We start from the raw sequence: 17894 nt of genomic DNA, 5'->3' as shown, positions 1-17894 counted from the left end.
GTCAGTGGTTATTGATTAACTGACCACTCCATAACTAATAACCGATATCAGAGCGCTCATGACTCAAACTGTAAAACCTTCTTTATCTCACTCCTCCATACATCGCACTGTCTTAAATAATGGCATTGTTGTGTTGGTAGCAGAAAATCCGGTTGCGGATATTATTGCGGCGCGAATTTTTGTCCGTGCTGGTAGTTGTCATGAACAACGTGACAAAGCAGGATTAGCCCATTTGCTGTCATCGGTAATGACGAAGGGATGTGAGGGACTTTCGAGCTTAGAAATTGCCGAACAAGTGGAATCGGTAGGTGCCAGTTTGAGTACAGATGCTACCACTGATTATTTTCTCATGTCCTTGAAGACAGTCACATCAGACTTTCCAGAAATTTTAACATTGGCAGGGCTGATGTTGCGATCGCCTACATTTCCCGAACTCCAAGTAGAATTAGAACGGCGTTTGGCACTACAAGATATTCGTTCCCAACAAGAGCAACCGTTTACCCTTGCTTTTAGCCAAATGCGAGAGGTAATTTATCAAAACCATCCTTATGCAACTTCAGTGTTGGGAGATGAAGCCACGATGAATGGCTTATCTCGTGAGGACTTAATACAGTATCACCAGACTTATTTTCGTCCAGATAATATAGTCATTAGTATTGCCGGTCGAGTCACCCAAACAGATGCAATAGCGCTGGTAGAACAAGTATTTGGCCATTGGCAAGTTCCCTCACAAGCCTTGCCATTATTAGAGTTGCCAGAGATTCGCGTGGAACCACAGCATCGGCTAAAACCTATACAGACACAGCAATCTATCGTTATGCTGGGTTATTTAGGGTCATCAGTAAGTTCTCCAGAATATGCCCCATTGAAATTGCTGTCTACTTACTTGGGCAATGGGCTGTCTAGTCGCTTGTTTGTAGAATTACGCGAAAAGCGGGGCTTGGCGTACGAAGTATCGTCATTTTATCCCACAAGACAGTATCCGGGATCATTTGTCGTGTATATGGGTACTGCACCAGAAAACACCACCATAGCCCTAGAAGGATTGCGTACAGAAGTAGATTTACTCTGCACTACAGAAGTATCAGCAACCGCCCTGCAAGCAGCCAAAAACAAGATATTGGGACAGTATGCCTTAGGTAAACAAACTAACGGACAAATTGCTCAAATATACGGTTGGTATGAAACTTTGGGTTTAGGAATTGATTTTGATCAGGTGTTTCAAGAATTGATTGCTTCGGTAAATGTCCAAGATGCGATGGCTGCTGCTTGTAAGTATTTACAGGAACCTTATATTTCGTTGGTGGGGCAAGAAACCGCAATTAATAATGCCCTTGTGTAAAGTGAACTGTGTAAACTATGTAAAATTGCGATCGCAGTAGCTGTCTTTTGGACATAAGTAGTTGTAATATTAGCATCAGAGGATTCTGGGAATAAATTCCATGAAAGGCAGCCTGAGACCAAGTATTTGGAACTACTTCAAGTCACCAAAAGCATTTCAATTCTTGCAAGCAGGTAAGTTGTATTGGTTACTCTTGCTTTCTTCTTTGTCTGTGCTGATTGGTTTATCTGCTGTAATTGCTACTACACCACCCCAAAAAATTGTCCAAGCAATTCCTGGAGGTATGATTAACCGTCCCACCTTGCAACTTGGTAGTCAAGGAGAAAGGGTTTCCGAACTTCAGGCGGCTTTAAAACTTTTGGGCTTTTACACCGGTGAAGTAAATGGCGTTTACAACGAAAATACAGCTAGCGCTGTTTCTGTATTTAAACGCGCAGTTAGCTTAAATCCAGATGGCATTGTTGATGCTGATACTTGGCAAAGACTATTCCCCAAGGAACCAATAGTGACACCAACTATCTCTTCAGCAAATCCAGCACCTAACTTAGCTAATTTTCCTGTACCGACCCAAACCAGCCCTCCTAGACCTACTCCTACTCCCACACCAAGTCCTAGCCCCCAGCCCAGGACTGCAACGGCGACGCGAGCAGCATCCCCGACTCCCCGCCCAGCGGCTGCACCTGTTACACAAATCCCTGGTGTGCAGTACACCGCCCAAGGATGGCCAATTTTACGTTTAGGAATGCGTAACTCGGAAGTGAGGAAACTGCAAGAACGGCTACAACAACTAGGCTTTTTAACTGGTGGTGTAGATGGTGATTTTGGCCCTTCAACCGAGGCAGCGGTGAAAGCGGCTCAACAGCGCTATAATTTGGAGCCGGACGGCGTAGCTGGTGGTGCTACTTGGGAAGCTCTCTTGCGGCGATCGCCTGGTCAACGATAGGCTTATGTATGATTAATTGTTATTAGTCACAAGTAATTTAAACTTTTAATTTCTCAAGTAACTATGAAACACTTTTTATTAACTTGGCTGGCGACTGCGGTGGCGTTGCTGATAACTGCCAACATTGTACCTGGGTTCTTTGTTCGGAACTTTATCGCCGCGTTAGTAGCTGTAGCAATTATTGGTTTAGTCAATGCTTTTATTCGACCAATTTTAAGTATTTTAGCGTTTCCCATTACATTAATTACCTTTGGTTTATTTACATTTGTCATCAATGCTTTAACTCTTTGGCTAGCAAGTAACCTCACTCCTGGTTACGGTTTTGAAATTCAAGGTTTTTTACCTGCTTTAATCGGTTCAATTGTATTAACAATTGTTTCTAGCCTAATTAGCTATTTTCTCAGAACAATTTTGTAGAACAAGCCACAGCTAAAGTCACTGCTTTTAGTTCTCCAGGTAAGCGGAAAATTTGTTTAGTAACTAATAATTTAGGTAATAAGGGTTGTGGTAGTGCAAAATGGGTCTGTGAAAGGCTCATTTTTAACTCTTGCTTGTTAATTTGTAAGACTGCAAGCATAGCCGCAGCCTCAGCCACGCTCGGTGTTCCTACTGCTTGTTCAGCGATTTTGCTAGGGTTGGGTACGGAAACTGTAGAGAGCATTTCGGCTGTAAAGGTTTTTAAAGGCCAATTTTGCCACTGACAAAGTTCGATTAAACCAACTTCCCTAGCTTTTTGATCAATAGTAGCAATACCTGCGATCGCACTTTCTGCAAGTTGGTTGGCTTGAAAAACTTCCTCAATGGCTGTAGCGATTAATTGCCGTGAACTACCTTGTTGACAGCCAATTCCTACCCATAAATTGGGTTTCTGCATAAATCATCGAATGAAGGGTAAAAGGTCAAATTTTTGACGAAGTTCTAAGAGAGAAACGTCCAAAAGATGCTCATAGTTAAGAAATGGATAATAATTTCGAGAGCTACGAGTTTTCACCCATATCATAATTAATTCCGGTAGCAGTTGAGGTAATACCCAAGCAATAGAACTGTATAACCACAAAACTCCACGCTGCTTAATCAAGTCTTTGTACATGATGTCTATCGCTGGCTTGATTTTAGGATCTCTGTTTGTTTGTATGTAATCGCTGAATTTAAAGTCACTTGTCCAAAAACTCAGGGGTAATAGTTTTAGTTCGTCGTACATTCCTGTATCACAACCATAAATAACGTGTGACACATCATGAGCTGATAAAATTTTGGCAAATTCTGGTAACAGTTCTCTTGGATCAGTGATGTGTGGATTCACGGTATAGTATTCTTCCAATCCTTGTCGGAGAGTCTGGCTACTGTTTTTATCAATGTAGCGAGGGTGAGGATATCGGCGCATTATTTTTATTTCGATACGATACTGTTTCGTAAATTATAATATCACCCATGAATAACAGCAATAAAAAGTCCCCAGGAAGACCTCGGAGTACTCAGTCTCACCAAGCTATGCTAGAAGCGACCTTAGAACTACTCGCAGAAGTTGGTTTTGAGGCGATGAGTATTGAGGCGATCGCTGTTCGTGCTAAAGTCGGTAAAACAACTATATATCGACGCTACAGCAGCAAAGAGGAACTTGTTGCTGATGCTATTGAAAGTATTAGACAAGAAGTTGTCATTGCTGATACAGGTAATCTCTGGAGTGATATTGAGACGTTAATTGAGAATGCGGCACAAATCACGCTTAATCCCTTGGGAAGACAGACTGTTGCTATGATTATCAGCAGTGCATCATACAGTTCTCAGTTTGCACAAATTTACTGGAAAAAATACCTACAACCCCGAAAACAAGCTTTCGCTGTGGTCTTAGAACGGGCAAAAGCGAGAAACGAAATTCACAAAGATTTAGACCCCGGATTAGTTTTTGATGCAATTAGTGGGATTATGCTTTATGCACTAATTTTCCCACCCAAAACTGAATCTTGGGAAATATATATTCGTCGTGCCTTGAGTCTTTTACTTAGTAAATAGCGTAAAAATTTCCTATAAACCCTAGTAATTCCAGCTTAGTTAAGGCTTTTGCCTTAGCCGTTCACGATGATACCTGGAAACTGCTCTTTAGAATACTGTTCCCCAAAACTAAAAACTATATATTTAACCCATCTAGCACAGTAGGAAACGCTGAGGTAGAGACTAGATAAAAAGTAAAAGCTAAATTTACTTCTTGAATTTTGCTGTCTTGGTATCCTTGAGGCAAAAAAATTTTGCTGGCTCTACCTTTGTGTTTCTATTTCTCCTTGCTCCGGCGCAGCCAGCTAACAACAGTTGCGACGGAGTTTTGTTTTCTTCATATTGTGGGCTAGGTGTTGCATACCTCCTTTGTATTTAAGTAAATACCTTTAATTCAATTGCTTGTCAAGGTGTTTTTAGAAAATTTTTAATATGCCCCATGCCCATAAGTATTTATTCCTGGGCCCCAGCTTTTTGTAGTCTTTGCACTATGTCTTTATATCCATTAAATTCTGCAATCATCAAAGCAGTATAACCACCCCGATTTTTCGCATTGACATCTGCTCCAGCTTGCAACAATATCTGTACAGCCGCGTTATAGCCTCCAGAAGCTGCCCACATTAACGCTGTCGCCCCTGCTACGTCCTGAAAATTCACATTTGCACCTTTTTCCAACAACAACCGGATAATCCCTGTGTAATTGCGTTCTACGGCTTTAATTAAAACTGTTTTACCATCATCGCCTAAACTATTGGCATCAACACCGTAGTCTAGTAATACTTTAACTATCTGGATGCATCCCTGGGATATTGCCAATATCAAAGGTATAGTCAGGCTTCCCCTATGAATCTTGTCACTACATCGCAGCAGTGCTTCCACGATTTCGCTATGTCCCTGTAATGCAGCTACAAGTATTGGTGTATCACCTAAATGATTGCTAATTTGCGGATTTGCACCCCGCTCAAGTAACAATTGCACAATATCTATGTAACCTTCGACAACAGCCAAGTGTAAGGCAGTTTCACCATCTTTGTCTTGAAGATTAATTTCCGCACCGTAATCGAGTAAAGCAGATGAGATCGCCCTGTGTCCAGCTGCAACAGCTGCCGAAAGCGCAGTACTTCCATCATCATTTTTCCGATTCACGTCAGCCCCAGCTGTGAGCAATGCCTGTACAACATCCAAATTTCCCAAGTCAGCCGCAATCATCAACAGCGTCTCACCTTCGTCATCTTGGGCATTGACATCTGCGTTATTTTGTAGTAATAATTCTACAATTGCTGCATGTCCTTGTTGAATAGCCAGCTGTAAAGCAGTATCATCATCGTTATCTTGGATATTTACTTGAGCGCCAGCAGCCAGTAAGACTTTTACTACTTCTACATAACCTTTCAGTGCCGCAGCCATTAAAGCCGTACTACCATCTTCATTAATGGCATTCACATCAGCACCTCTGGATACTAACATCTGCACAATATCAAGTTGGTTAGCGCTAGCAGCCAACATTAAAGCCGTCAAACCATAGCGCTTTCTCGGTAGATTAATATTTGCGCCAGCATCCAAGAGCGATCGCACAATTTCGGTATAACCTAAATTAGCCGCAAACATTAAAGCTGTAGTACCATCGCCATCGCCAAAATCTACCTCAGCACCAGCAGCTAGTAGCCCACAAAGCCGTTTCATATCCCCGTTTTTCGCAGCATTCAGCAGCAAGATATCGTTATTTTCAGCCATGAATTAGTCCCGCACCAGCAGGTTTTGTTCGTTTATTCCCAAAATTTAGTCTGAAATTGTTTAACCACTTTGGCAAGAGGGGAAACTAATTCGTAATTAAGAAGACCAGATTTGATTCTTCCCCACCTCTTTCACCTCTGGCAACTTTAAGCACAGAACTTAAAGTTATACTACCTTTTATGAAGATTTAAGAATTGGGCGAGAACACAATGAGTTTGGAACTGTCACCTGAAGTTAAATATTGGCTGAACTTTTTTCACCCACTGACTATGTGGGGACTGTTAGCACTCTCACTTTACGCTGCCTATTTGGGGCTACAAGTACAGCGTACCAGAGGCGCTCAAGGGGAAGAAAAAAAAGAATTGATTAAAGGTAGATATAACGTCAAACACTACCAAATTGGATCTGTACTGTTAGCTTTGATGGTGACAGGTGCAATTGGTGGGATGGCTGTCACTTACATCAATAACGGTAAATTATTTGTGGGGCCACATCTGCTAGCCGGACTGGGGATGACTGGTTTGATTGCATTTTCTGCTGCTTTATCTCCTTTCATGCAAAAAGGAGCAAATTGGGCGCGTGCCACTCACATTCTCGTAAATTTCGTCATTTTAGGGCTTTTTACTTGGCAAGCTATTACTGGTGTGCAAATTGTCCAAAGAATACTCACTAATGCTTAGTTATTAGTCATTGGTCATTAGCCAAGCTGTACTAGTTAATGGCTAATGACTGTTGATTTACCATTTTCTCTTAGAATTACCAGGAAAGGATATTCCTAAAGATTGATGAAAATCGTCTTGGACTTTGCGAGTTAAGCGACGAGAGACTTGACGAACGATTTGGTTAAGTAAGCGATCGCCTGTAGATTGAATTAAAGACTTGGGTAATCGCTGAATAAATTTAGGAAAGTGAATATCAACACTCAAATCCAATTCCCACTCAACTACTGTTATCTCACCCCCACAGGCGGAAGATTCATTGACCACATTTTCGATTAACTGTAGGGAAGCCTGATAATCTACGTCATAACCAGGCGCATGGTAATCAGGAATGGGGATAGTCCGAATGCGGTAAATCCCTTCATCTGGGGGTAAAAGTTCTAGACCAATCTTTGGTTCCACATCATAACCAAAAGAGCCAAAACGACCAATTATTAAAGCATAACCATTTTCATTTAACGGTTCTACCTTCATCGGTTCAGCACAACGCGAAAACCATGAAGTGTGAGCGTCAAGGTACTCAGCAACTGAGTTTGCTGGAGCATACATTTCCATTGAGTCACTATATCGACCGTAAAACCTATTTGGTGACCCTACAGTTACTTCTATCTGTGTGTCTTCGGCTGCTGTGACATTTGACGCTACAGGCAAAACTGTTTCTTTTATATCCAAAGATTGATATTCGCCGTTTGTTGAAAGCATCAACACATTCCCCTATAAATTGGCGTTTGTCTATAAATTAATAATTCCCAGGTTGACGGAGTTGTTTCGCAATAAACTGCCATTTTGGCCGAAACCTCACAAATCTGTCACGAACTTCATAAAATCACTAAAATTAAAGAACCGAATAATTACATATTAGTTTCCCAGGATAACGTTTTTCATGAAAGCATTTGTAGCAGGAGCAACAGGTGAAACAGGTCGCCGCATAGTACAAGAGCTAGTAGCACGGAATATTCCCGTGCGTGCATTAGTGCGGGATGTAGAAAAAGCCAGAGCCATTCTACCTCCTGAAGCTGAGTTAGTCATGGGCGATGTGTTACAAACAGAAAGTCTTAATATTGCTTTAGGTGATAGTACTGTCGTTTTATGCGCTACAGGTGCAAAACCTAGCTTCGACCCAACTGGCCCCTATAAGGTAGATTTTGAAGGTACTAAAAATTTAGTGGAAGCATCGAAGGCTAAAGGTATTGAGCATTTTGTCTTAGTGTCTTCTTTGTGTACTTCCCAGTTATTCCATCCTTTGAATTTGTTTTGGCTGATTTTGGTGTGGAAAAAGCAAGCAGAAGAATACATTCAAAAGAGTGGTTTAACTTATACGATAGTGCGTCCTGGTGGTTTAAAGAATGAAAACAATACCGATTCTATCGTCATGCAGGGTGCTGATACATTATTCGATGGTAGTATTCCTCGCCAAAAAGTTGCCCAGGTTTGCGTAGAGTCACTGTTTGAGCCAGCCGCAAGGAATAAAATTGTGGAAATTGTTGCTAAACCAGAAGCGCCGGCTAAAAGTTTTGGGGAGTTATTTGCTAACGTCGCTTGAAAAGAGGGAGTGGGAATATACGACTTTTGCGAACTTTGCCGAAATAAGTGCGTCAAATATTGTTGTTAGTCAAGAGCGAATTTAAAGGAGTTTGATTCTGAAAAGCTTTAGACTCAAGGGCGTAGAAAATCTGATTGGCCCCATAGCTGCACTGATCGGCTTTATCTGTTTATTGCAGTGGTATATTTATGGTTCACTGCGATCGCCTAATGATCCTGTATTTAAAGTTCAACAGCCGCCTTTGGTGATGCAAGGGGGTGATCCTCATATCCGTGCTTTGATGCGAACCATCTCAGCTAGTGAGGCCAATGGTAATCGTCCATATTCTTTGTTGTATGGTGGTCAACAGGTAAATGACCTCAGTCGTCATCCTGAAATATGCGTCACAATTGTCACAGGGCCAAACAAGGGTAATTGTTCTACAGCCGCTGGTAGATATCAAATCATCAATAATACTTGGTTTGAAATAGCACCTCGCTATCATCCCAATCCTCCCATGTCAATGATGTTTTGGGCTGCTTATAGTTTTGAAGCACAATATCAAGATGCAGTAGTTTACCGTTGGTTGAGTGATACTAAAGTTTGGGGAACTGATATTTCTCAACTGTTGCAAAAGGGGAAAATAGATGATGTTTTACGGCGGCTGTCTCCTACTTGGACAAGTCTAGGATACGGGATAGAAACTAATACTATTAGTAGTTCTTTGCCAAAGGTTTATGAAAAAATGTTGGCAGAAGAATTAAAAGCAGCTAGTCATCCAGGTTCTGCATATGCGGCGCCAGTTCCTTAGCAGTTGATGATGGCTACTTAATGAATCAAAAACTCCTTCACAGCTTGCACAAATTCTTGAGTCTTTTCCAAGTGAATATTATGCCCAGCATAATTAATTACTTTTAGTTGGGCTAGCTTACATATTTTATTTATTTCTTGATTAATAACTATAAATTTTTCGTCGTATTCCCCAGCTAATAATAACAAAGGACGGTTATTTTCCTTGAGTTTTGTCCATAAAGAAGGTTGATTACCAGTACCCATAAATTGTAGTGACTTAGCCAATTCACGGGGCTGATTTTGCAAGCGGCCTTCTAGCATAATTGCAAATTTAGGATGATTTTTAATTGTGCCAAAAATTGGCTGCTGATACCAGTTGATTAAAAACGCTGCGAAATCTTCTTTCGTCGTACTTCTTGTCAGCTTTCTTGCTATTTGAGTATCACATTTTAGTCTTTCTAATCTTTCTATTTCCGTTGCTAAACCTGGGGAAGCTGATTCTAAAACAACTTTAGTAAAACGTTCGGGAAAATGTAAGGTCAGATATAAGGCTAATCTTCCACCCATTGAATAACCAATTAAGTAGCATTGGGTGATTTTTAATTCATCTAATAAGTTAATTACAGCATTAGCAGTGTTTTCCATTGTGTAATATTCATCATTTCCCAAAACTTGAGTTTTTCCGTGTCCGGGGAGGTCAAGGGTGAGAAAAGAAAATTTGTCAGTTAGTAGTTCTATGGCTTCGTCAAATTCATGAATATTACCCATGAAGCCGTGCAAGAAAAGGATTAAAGGTTTATTTGAGTTTTTAGTTAAAGAATAATGCAGGTTGTGAGTTCTATTAGGCATCTTTTTTAAACGCAAAAGAATGCGGAGATTTCAGGGAATTTTTGGTTATTTATCAAATTCCGTGACTTTTACCAATTACCCAATTACGGCGGAAAAATCTTGCTAAGGATGTCTCTTCTAAAGATAAATAAATTGGGCGACCGTGGGGACAAGTGCGGGGATTACGTGTCCGTTGCCATTGATCTAAAAGTGTCTGCATTTCTTCTAGGTTCATGGGTGTACCATTACGAATGGCACTGCGACAAGCAACGGCTACTTGGGCTACTTGTAAATCTCCGCCCCAACTTAGTTCTAAAATTGCGTCTGCACAATCATCTCGCTGCTTTAAAGGTGCGGGTATTGTGCGAATTGCCCAAAGTTGTTCACCAAATGGTTCTATATCTAAACCAATTGTTTGTAATTGTGAAACCTGGGCTGATGATAACTGATAAAGAATGATCGGCGGTTCAATAGTCACCAGTTGCCAATTATCACATATTTGCTCATATAAAACTCGCTCATGGGCAATGTGCTGTTCTACTAACCACATACCACTGGGATGTTCAGCTACTATATACGTTTTGCTAAGTTGAGCGATCGCTTTTAGAGATAGCTGAGTGTTATTATCTTCAGGTGAATTTTTAGGATTAACGTTGTAACCGCCTTTGGCTTCTGCGGCTTTGAGTAATTTACTCACTCGCGTTGTGTGGACAGATTCTTTAAAATTGACGGAATTAATACGAAGTGCTTGGTCAATAGCTGTGGTAATTTGTTCTTGCCAATAACCAATTTCATTTAGATAAATTTCGCTTTTGGCGGGATGACGATTCCAGTTGATTTGGTCAGGGGAAATGGCAAGATGCAATAAACAAACAGGGTAGCGATCGCGTGGTAATGTTCTGTGAAATGCTGCTAAGATTGTTTGCTCTAATTCTGGCACTTTCACCATGCGTCCGTTAATTGCAACCCTTACCCAATCAGGACGACGGCGGTGACAGCGGTCAGGTAAACCGACGACTAAATTAATTTGGGAGTGGGGAGTGGGATTTGGAAGTTCTAGTTTGACTTCTTGTAAGTCGCCTTGTCGCACTTGGGTGAGAATTTGCGGTAGAAGTTGTCCTGTTGTCGCCGCGGGGGAGATGGTAAACCATTGGCGGTCATTTTGCCAAACTTGCCAAGTTACATGAGGATGACATAAAGCGATTTGTTGAATTGCTAATTGTACGCCTCTCATTTGCTGTGCGGCTGTGGGTAAACCCTGACGACGCAGTTCACAATTACCGAAGAGATTTGAGACTGTGACCACTGTACCAGGTGCGATCGCAGTTGCTTCAACTTGTAAAACTTGGCCACTATCACCATAGACAACCCGCCAGCCAACATTCCCTCCCGGTGGACGACTCAAAATTTCCAACTCAGCTAGGGTTGTTAAACTGTGTAACGCCTCACCACGAAACCCCAAACTGTTAATTTTCCACAAATCATCACTAGAGCGAATTTTACTGGTGCTGTGGGCGGTGGCGGCTTGTTGCAAATCATCTTCGTCCATTCCGCAACCGTTATCTGCAACGCGAATACGCCACTGCTGCGGCCAAAGTGAAACAATAATCCTGGTTGCACCCGCATCTAGGGAATTTTCTACCAATTCCCGCACCACAGACGCGAAGGAGTCAATAACCTCTCCAGCTGTAATGAGATATACAACTTCTGTTGGTAAAGCTTGAATAGTAGATGCCATAAATTAAAGTTTAGGCCAGTAGCCAATCACTGAAATAGAATAAGCATTTTTATTTACACTTCCACAGAAATTTTGATTAATTGTAAAGAAAGCCAGATCATCAGCATATTCTTGATAGATTGCTTGTGAGGTAAAGAGCGAGAAAAGTTTATGAGTAATGATCTAGTCACCGAAGTTCATGATCTAAAATCTCGTCTGGAATGGGGACAACCAGCGTTTACAATCATAGATGTGCGCGATCGCCACACTTACAATCACAGTCGCATCACTGGGTCAATCCAAATCCCTTTAAATGAACTCGTACAACGCGCTAAATTTTCCCTACATACCGAACGCCATATCTATGTCTATGGCGACAACGATGCACAAGCAACCCACGCCGCCCAAAAGTTACGCGAAGCAGGCTTTACTAACGCCACTGAAATCAAAGGTGGACTGACAGCGTGGAAAACAGTTGGTGGTGCAATAGAAGGCGTAGCTGCGTGATATTTTCCGATTTCTTGACAACCTCTGCGTGATTCCGTGCTTACTTTGCGTTAACAACATCACTTGTGACAACTTATAATTTTTGATTTAGTGATGGTAAAAGTGAGTTTATCTGTTGCACTTTCTAAACTTTTTCATCAATAATAAAATATCTAAAATTCCATTGTGGGATAGGCATTCCCACCCCACAAAATAAAACTTTAATTTTTGCAAACTAATCTGTCATTGCCAAAACCTTAGGTAGTTCGGGTTTAAGTAACTTGTTCAATAAAGATGCTGGAGGTTGATTGTGAGGCCAAGCAAAAGCATGACGAAAAGCTGCATTTTGACAAGCTTGTAACTGGGCAAAATTAATAATGTCGTAAGTCAACAAATTTTCATACTCAAACGGTAGACGCATATTATGCAAGCCAGCGTTATCAGTACAAATGGCAATATCTACACCAGCTTCAAAACAACGGTCAAAAACCAATTTCAATTGACGGATATCTTGTAAAGTCCCTGTTTTTAGGTAAGTTGTGGGACAAACTTCCAAGCATTGTCCTCGCCTAGCGACTTCTGGAAGTAATTCTGGAGATAACAGCGGAATTTGAATACCGTGACCAATCCGCATCAGGTAAGGTAACAGTTTGGGGTAACAACCGTCTGTGGTTTCGTAAAGGTGTCCCGTTGTGTTAATGCCAAGCGATCGCCCATACTCATACAAGCTGATCCATTCTTCTAATCGTTCATCATAGTAGCGATCGCCCCCAGCTACATCTATGCCACAAACATACTGTTTATTTTGCGCTGCCAAGTCAATAATGGCCTTATTCACTTCATAAGGTAAGCGTGAGTGCATACAGAGAATTTGACTAGTAACAATAGGATATTCTGGCAAGTGACTGGCTTTACCCACCACATCGATAATTTCTGCCATCTTGTCAATTCTTTCACTTTGACTCAGATGCTCAGGTGTCCGTAAATAAGGCGTATAACGCAGTTCCAAGTAAGCCAGATTTTCAAAGATATATGCTCCCCTCAACAAGCGATAAATAAAGTAGGGTAAGGTTTCTACAGTTTGGACGCTTTCTACTAAGGTGTGTAATTCTAAATACTCATCTAAAGTATTGCGGGGACGGGTATAAAAGTCCTCAAATTCTGAATATTCAGCAAAACGAGTAATTAAATCCGTAGCATGGCGCTCAAAGTATCGCCACAACACACGAGGAACAACGGAACCCCCCAGATGTCTATGTAACTCAGCATATAATGCCATAATGGTATTTTGTAAATATAAATTTCATTAATTGTAACAAAACTTTTAAATAAAAAATTTAGATCTACAAAAAGGGACAGCAATGTTATCCCTGATATGGGATATGGGCATAATACATTTGATTATCACCGACGAAAAAACTGAGATGAATATAGAGAAAGGAATCTTAGGAAAATTGTGTCATTCACCTGTCTATAAGCAGCAACAGCCATTAGATTCATGTGTATTACAATTTATGCTCAGTAACTGTATTTTAACAATAGTTGAGAATTGTTAAATTTACCGTGTCTAATCTTGATTTTTATATTTATTGTGAATTTACACAATAAATACTAAATTAATCATATGTTTTCAAATTAGCAAACAGATAATAAAATGAAAAATATAGTAAATGGTGAAATCTGGTTTGAGGAAGACTGTCAAGATGAAGATTTATTTAATATTAAGGAATATGATATAACTACATCACCTAATGATTTCAATATTAAGACCATGTTTGACTTTATTGAATCAGGGGCAGTTAAAATTCCAGGTTTTCAGCGAAATTATGTTTGGGATATAAAGAGAGCATCCAAGTTAATTGAATCAATAATCATTGGACTTCCCGTACCACAAATATTTCTTTATGAAGAAGGAAGAAATAGATTTCTCGTCATAGATGGGCAGCAGCGTCTTATGTCTATATACTACTTTATAAAACAACAGTTTCCTAGATATGAAAAAAGAATTGAACTACGACATATATTTGATGAACACGGTAAAATACCGGATGATATAATTCACAACGATAAGTATTTTACAAAATTTAGCCTGCAACTACCAGCAAGGCTGCCAAATCAACAAAATAAATTGCATAACCTTAATTATTCTACGTTAGATGAGTATAAAATCACATTCGATCTAAGAACTATTAGAAACATAATAATCAAACAAAATTTTCCTCAAAATGATAATTCATGTATATATGAAATATTCAGTAGACTAAATTCTGGCGGAATGAATTTAAAACCACAAGAAATTAGAGCAAGTCTTTATCATTCCAATTTTTATACTATGCTATATCGACTCAATTCACTTCCTGAGTGGCGTAAAATAGTAGGCGTTGAACCAGATTTACATATGAAAGACATAGAGATACTTCTTAGAGGATTTGCCATGCTGGTGAAAGGCCCACAATATAAATCATCTATGGCGAAGTTTCTTAATGAATTCTCAAGCGATTGTAAAAAAATGGAAGATGAACAAATACAATATCTAGAAAAATTATTCTCTTCTTTTTTGTCTAGTTGTTCAAAATTACCTGATAAAACTTTTTATGGAAAAACTACAAATAAATTTAATCTATCTATATTTGAAGCCATATTTGTTGCTCATTGTACAACAGCTTTTAAGCAAAAAGGTTTTGTAACAAAAAAATTAGAATATACACAAATTGAAAGGTTAAAAAGTGATACAGAATTCATAACTGCTACACAGAACCAAACTGCTAGTACCGCAAACGTAAAAGCAAGGCTATATAGAGCTATGTCCATATTGGCTGAAGAAACAGAATAAATAATATGATAGAACAACCTATTACTATTGTTGATAAAATTTATCAAGATAATCAAGAAATACTAGATTTTCTTGATAAAAGCAAGGAGATATCTCTAAAAGCTCGATTAGATATAATTTTTAAAAAAACTCTTTTATTATCAGCAGCTAGTTATTTTGAGGAAAAAATTTGTAATATGCTTCAGGAATTTGTTAAACGAACAACTCAAAATGATAAATATATAGTTTCTCTTGTCAAAAAAAAAGCTATTGAAAGGCAATACCATACATATTTTCAATGGAATGGTAATAATGCAAATCAGTTTTTCTCACTCTTTGGTGAAGAATTTAAAATTAAATTACAAGGACAAATAGATGATAATGATGCTTTAAAAACATCTGTTAAAGCCTTTCTGGAATTAGGTGAAACACGAAACAAGCTAGTTCATCTTAATTTTGCCAATTATCCACTTGAGAAAACGGCAGAAGAAATATATCAAATGTATCAAAAATCTCTAGTTTTTATAGACTTTTTAGATAATCAATTTAGTAATACTAATGAAAAGTCTAACGAAATGGAAACAAGAAATTATTAAATATAGAAGTATGAAAATATCAGAACTTTATGTAGAAATCACTTGATTATTAAAACTTTCTCAAGCACTCTTCACCCATTCTTTCACCGCTTTTCTAATAGCTCTCCTCCCCTCAGTTCTATTTTTCTCAATTAAAATTGGTAATTCCCCAATTGGTAAACTAGGAAAAACTAAACTTGTTTCAGACTCCATGTATTCACCATTTTGCAACAGATAAATCTTTAATTCTCCAGAGTCATAACACCACAGTTCAGGAACACCCAACCGCGCATAAATAGGAAACCGATTTAAAGATTTACTAGTAACATCAATTTCTAATGCTAAGTCTGGAGGCGGGTCTTGGCGCAAATCTAAATCTAGTCTACCCCTAATCACTGCTTCATTTTGGAAATAAAAACAATCATCTGGTTCTAAACCAGCCATGCGGCTTTCTCTCTTCCAGGTAGTTGAACCATAACTTTCATATTTTAAATCTAATTCTAAAGCTATGTCTTCTATAGCAATGCTGATAGTTTTTTTATAATATTCGTGTTCTGGTAAAGGTGTTATGATTTCCAAAGTTCCGTAATCATAAGCTATTCTGGCTGCACGACTTTCTCCCAAATCTTGCAAAAGATTTTCAAATTGTTGCCAGCTAATGTTGTAAAGTACAACTCTATCTGCTCGATTTTTAACAGCTATCATAATGATTATTAACTCCTGAACTCCTATAGATAGAATGTCAGCAATGCATTTGACTTATAATTGAATATTGCCTGATTTTCCTAAATATTGATCAGCTATTTTGTCTGAGGAATCAACAATTGTAGGCGGAGCGCAATTCCAGAGCAGAGGCGATAAACCCGTAGGGCATGGCTAGAGCCTCCGGATGCCGCAGGCTGTACGCCCATCGCATCCCTATAATTTGCCATCATCCCTTATAGATATCAATTATTACCAAATTGCTTGACAAAATTCTCGAAACGTGTTGATAATTGTAATTTGTGGAAACTTTACCTCATAATATAAACTCTTGGCTAACGTTATTGTCATAGGTGCCCAGTGGGGCGATGAAGGAAAAGGTAAAATAACAGATTTACTTAGCCGCTCCGCAGATGTCGTTGTCCGTTATCAAGGTGGTGTCAATGCTGGACACACTATTGTAGTAAAGGGTCAAACCTTTAAACTACACTTGATTCCCTCCGGTATTTTGTATCCGAATACCGAGTGTATTATCGGTTGTGGAACAGTCATTGATCCGCAGGTCTTGATTAAAGAACTCGATCAACTAGAAGAATTAAAAATTTCTACTGCCAAGCTGTTGATATCTGAGACAGCCCATGTAACGATGCCCTATCATCGATTGATTGACCAGGCATCAGAGGAGCGACGAGGAAATTATAAAATCGGCACCACCGGACGGGGTATCGGCCCGACTTATGCTGATAAGTCAGAGCGTACAGGCATCAGGGTTTTAGACTTGATGAACCTGGAAGCACTGCGCGAACAGTTGGAATGGACGATTAATTATAAAAACGTTATTTTAGAAAAAATTTACAATTTACCGCCCCTAGATCCTCAAGAGGTAATTCAAGAGTATATAGGGTACGCCGATCGCTTGCGGCCTTACGTGGTTGATACATCATTAAAAATATATGATTCAATTCAGCGACGGCGCAATATTTTGTTTGAAGGGGCACAAGGTACGCTCCTCGACCTAGATCATGGTACTTATCCTTATGTTACCTCTTCTAACCCCGTAGCTGGTGGGGCTTGCGTTGGTACAGGGGTAGGCCCGACGATGATTGATCGGGTAATTGGAGTGTCAAAAGCGTATACTACGCGAGTGGGGGAAGGGCCTTTTCCCACCGAATTGGATGGAGAAGTAGGAGAACTACTGTGCGATCGCGGCGCGGAATTTGGCACAACTACAGGACGCAAACGGCGCTGCGGCTGGTTTGATGCTGTCATCGGACGTTATGCTGTACGAATAAACGGTATGGATTGTATGGCAATTACTAAACTAGATGTCCTTGACACATTAGAGGAAATCAAAGTTTGTGTTGCTTACGAAATAGATGGCGATCGCTGCGAACACTTCCCCACTAGTTCACGAACCTTTGCTCAATGTCGCCCCATCTACAAAACCTTACCAGGATGGCAGGTGTCAACAAGTGAGTGTCGTACCCTAGAAGACTTACCACCGCAAGCACTAGACTACCTGAAATTCTTAGCAGAATTAATGGAAGTTCCCATTGCGATCGTATCTTTAGGAGCTAGCCGCGATCAAACTATCATCGTAGAAGACCCAATTCACGGGCCAAAACGTGCTTTATTGCACCCTGACGGGACACCCGCCTCTCTACTAAGTGCTTAGTTGGTCATTAAACGACAACTGACAAACCACAACTCATAACTGATAACTAACAACT

19 protein-coding genes are annotated in these 17894 nt (G+C 39.8%); 11 read left to right on the top strand and 8 right to left on the bottom strand.

Annotated elements, in window-relative coordinates:
- Positions 1-58 precede the first annotated feature (58 nt).
- From ACM0OT_RS16590 to ACM0OT_RS16580, 3 genes are all read left to right on the top strand, one after another.
- Positions 59-1342, top strand: a complete 1284-nt coding sequence (locus tag ACM0OT_RS16590) for a M16 family metallopeptidase (RefSeq protein ID WP_414565500.1) — start codon at positions 59-61, stop codon at positions 1340-1342.
- Positions 1343-1442: 100 nt separating this feature from the next.
- Positions 1443-2285: a peptidoglycan-binding domain-containing protein gene (locus ACM0OT_RS16585; protein WP_414565498.1), complete on the top strand. Its 843-nt coding sequence runs from the start codon at positions 1443-1445 to the stop codon at positions 2283-2285.
- A 63-nt stretch (positions 2286-2348) separates the two neighbouring features.
- Positions 2349-2702, top strand: coding sequence for a phage holin family protein (locus tag ACM0OT_RS16580; protein ID WP_414565496.1), 354 nt, complete (start codon positions 2349-2351; stop codon positions 2700-2702).
- On the opposite strand, the gene ACM0OT_RS16575 is transcribed toward ACM0OT_RS16580, so the two are convergent.
- Both ACM0OT_RS16575 and ACM0OT_RS16570 read right to left on the bottom strand, forming a co-directional pair.
- Positions 2686-3159, bottom strand: a complete 474-nt coding sequence (locus ACM0OT_RS16575; RefSeq protein ID WP_414565494.1) for a cobalamin biosynthesis protein — start codon at positions 3157-3159, stop codon at positions 2686-2688. The two genes, ACM0OT_RS16580 and ACM0OT_RS16575, sit on opposite strands and share 17 nt — an antisense overlap.
- A gap of 3 nt (positions 3160-3162) precedes the next feature.
- Entirely contained in the window at positions 3163-3669 is a 507-nt protein-coding gene (locus ACM0OT_RS16570; protein ID WP_414565492.1) for a hypothetical protein, read from the bottom strand.
- A gap of 47 nt (positions 3670-3716) precedes the next feature.
- Here ACM0OT_RS16570 and ACM0OT_RS16565 point away from each other — a divergent pair, with 47 nt between their 5' ends.
- Positions 3717-4298: a TetR/AcrR family transcriptional regulator gene (locus ACM0OT_RS16565; protein ID WP_414565490.1), complete on the top strand. Its 582-nt coding sequence runs from the start codon at positions 3717-3719 to the stop codon at positions 4296-4298.
- A gap of 432 nt (positions 4299-4730) precedes the next feature.
- Here ACM0OT_RS16565 and ACM0OT_RS16560 read toward each other — a convergent pair whose 3' ends face one another.
- Complete coding sequence (locus ACM0OT_RS16560) at positions 4731-6011, bottom strand: ankyrin repeat domain-containing protein (RefSeq protein ID WP_414565488.1); 1281 nt, start codon at positions 6009-6011, stop codon at positions 4731-4733.
- Between the two features lie 209 nt (positions 6012-6220).
- On the opposite strand from ACM0OT_RS16560, the gene ACM0OT_RS16555 reads away from it, so the two are divergent.
- Positions 6221-6691 carry a DUF4079 domain-containing protein gene (locus ACM0OT_RS16555; protein WP_414542706.1) on the top strand — a complete coding sequence of 157 codons (471 nt, stop codon included), beginning with the start codon at positions 6221-6223 and terminating at the stop codon, positions 6689-6691.
- A gap of 57 nt (positions 6692-6748) precedes the next feature.
- On the opposite strand, the gene ACM0OT_RS16550 is transcribed toward ACM0OT_RS16555, so the two are convergent.
- Positions 6749-7432, bottom strand: a complete 684-nt coding sequence (locus ACM0OT_RS16550; RefSeq protein ID WP_414565486.1) for a DUF1997 domain-containing protein — start codon at positions 7430-7432, stop codon at positions 6749-6751.
- Positions 7433-7613: 181 nt separating this feature from the next.
- Between ACM0OT_RS16550 and ACM0OT_RS16545 the strand changes: the two genes are divergently transcribed.
- Together ACM0OT_RS16545 and ACM0OT_RS16540 are read left to right on the top strand one after the other, a co-directional pair.
- On the top strand, positions 7614-8273 hold the full coding sequence (locus ACM0OT_RS16545; protein WP_414565484.1) for an NAD(P)H-binding protein: 660 nt from the start codon (positions 7614-7616) through the stop codon (positions 8271-8273).
- A gap of 91 nt (positions 8274-8364) precedes the next feature.
- Complete coding sequence (locus tag ACM0OT_RS16540) at positions 8365-9063, top strand: glycoside hydrolase (RefSeq protein WP_414565482.1); 699 nt, start codon at positions 8365-8367, stop codon at positions 9061-9063.
- Between the two features lie 17 nt (positions 9064-9080).
- Here ACM0OT_RS16540 and menH read toward each other — a convergent pair whose 3' ends face one another.
- Entirely contained in the window at positions 9081-9893 is an 813-nt protein-coding gene (menH, locus tag ACM0OT_RS16535) for a 2-succinyl-6-hydroxy-2,4-cyclohexadiene-1-carboxylate synthase (RefSeq protein WP_414565481.1), read from the bottom strand.
- Between the two features lie 52 nt (positions 9894-9945).
- Complete coding sequence (mutL, locus tag ACM0OT_RS16530; RefSeq protein ID WP_414565480.1) at positions 9946-11610, bottom strand: DNA mismatch repair endonuclease MutL; 1665 nt, start codon at positions 11608-11610, stop codon at positions 9946-9948.
- Positions 11611-11760: 150 nt separating this feature from the next.
- On the opposite strand from mutL, the gene ACM0OT_RS16525 reads away from it, so the two are divergent.
- Positions 11761-12096 carry a rhodanese-like domain-containing protein gene (locus ACM0OT_RS16525; protein WP_414542713.1) on the top strand — a complete coding sequence of 112 codons (336 nt, stop codon included), beginning with the start codon at positions 11761-11763 and terminating at the stop codon, positions 12094-12096.
- Positions 12097-12310: 214 nt separating this feature from the next.
- Here the strand turns inward: ACM0OT_RS16525 and ACM0OT_RS16520 are convergent, their stop codons facing one another.
- Positions 12311-13354: an adenosine deaminase gene (locus ACM0OT_RS16520; protein ID WP_414565478.1), complete on the bottom strand. Its 1044-nt coding sequence runs from the start codon at positions 13352-13354 to the stop codon at positions 12311-12313.
- Between the two features lie 375 nt (positions 13355-13729).
- On the opposite strand from ACM0OT_RS16520, the gene ACM0OT_RS16515 reads away from it, so the two are divergent.
- Both ACM0OT_RS16515 and ACM0OT_RS16510 read left to right on the top strand, forming a co-directional pair.
- A complete protein-coding gene (locus ACM0OT_RS16515; RefSeq protein ID WP_414565476.1) occupies positions 13730-14908 on the top strand; it encodes a DUF262 domain-containing protein in 1179 nt (392 codons plus the stop codon).
- Positions 14909-14913: 5 nt separating this feature from the next.
- Positions 14914-15483: a HEPN domain-containing protein gene (locus ACM0OT_RS16510; RefSeq protein ID WP_414565474.1), complete on the top strand. Its 570-nt coding sequence runs from the start codon at positions 14914-14916 to the stop codon at positions 15481-15483.
- Between the two features lie 60 nt (positions 15484-15543).
- Here the strand turns inward: ACM0OT_RS16510 and ACM0OT_RS16505 are convergent, their stop codons facing one another.
- The gene (locus ACM0OT_RS16505) at positions 15544-16167 is read right to left on the bottom strand and encodes a Uma2 family endonuclease (protein WP_414565473.1); all 624 of its coding nucleotides are present in this window, start codon (positions 16165-16167) and stop codon (positions 15544-15546) included.
- A gap of 328 nt (positions 16168-16495) precedes the next feature.
- On the opposite strand from ACM0OT_RS16505, the gene ACM0OT_RS16500 reads away from it, so the two are divergent.
- Positions 16496-17839 (top strand): adenylosuccinate synthase, encoded by a 1344-nt coding sequence (locus tag ACM0OT_RS16500; RefSeq protein ID WP_414565471.1) that lies wholly within the window; start codon positions 16496-16498, stop codon positions 17837-17839.
- Positions 17840-17894: the final 55 nt, after the last annotated feature.

Source organism: Anabaena sp. CCY 9613 (genome assembly GCF_963920895.1).
Taxonomy (GTDB): domain Bacteria; phylum Cyanobacteriota; class Cyanobacteriia; order Cyanobacteriales; family Nostocaceae; genus Cyanocohniella.
Note: the sequence above shows the minus strand (reverse complement) of the source record. Positions and strands in the feature narration are given on the sequence as shown.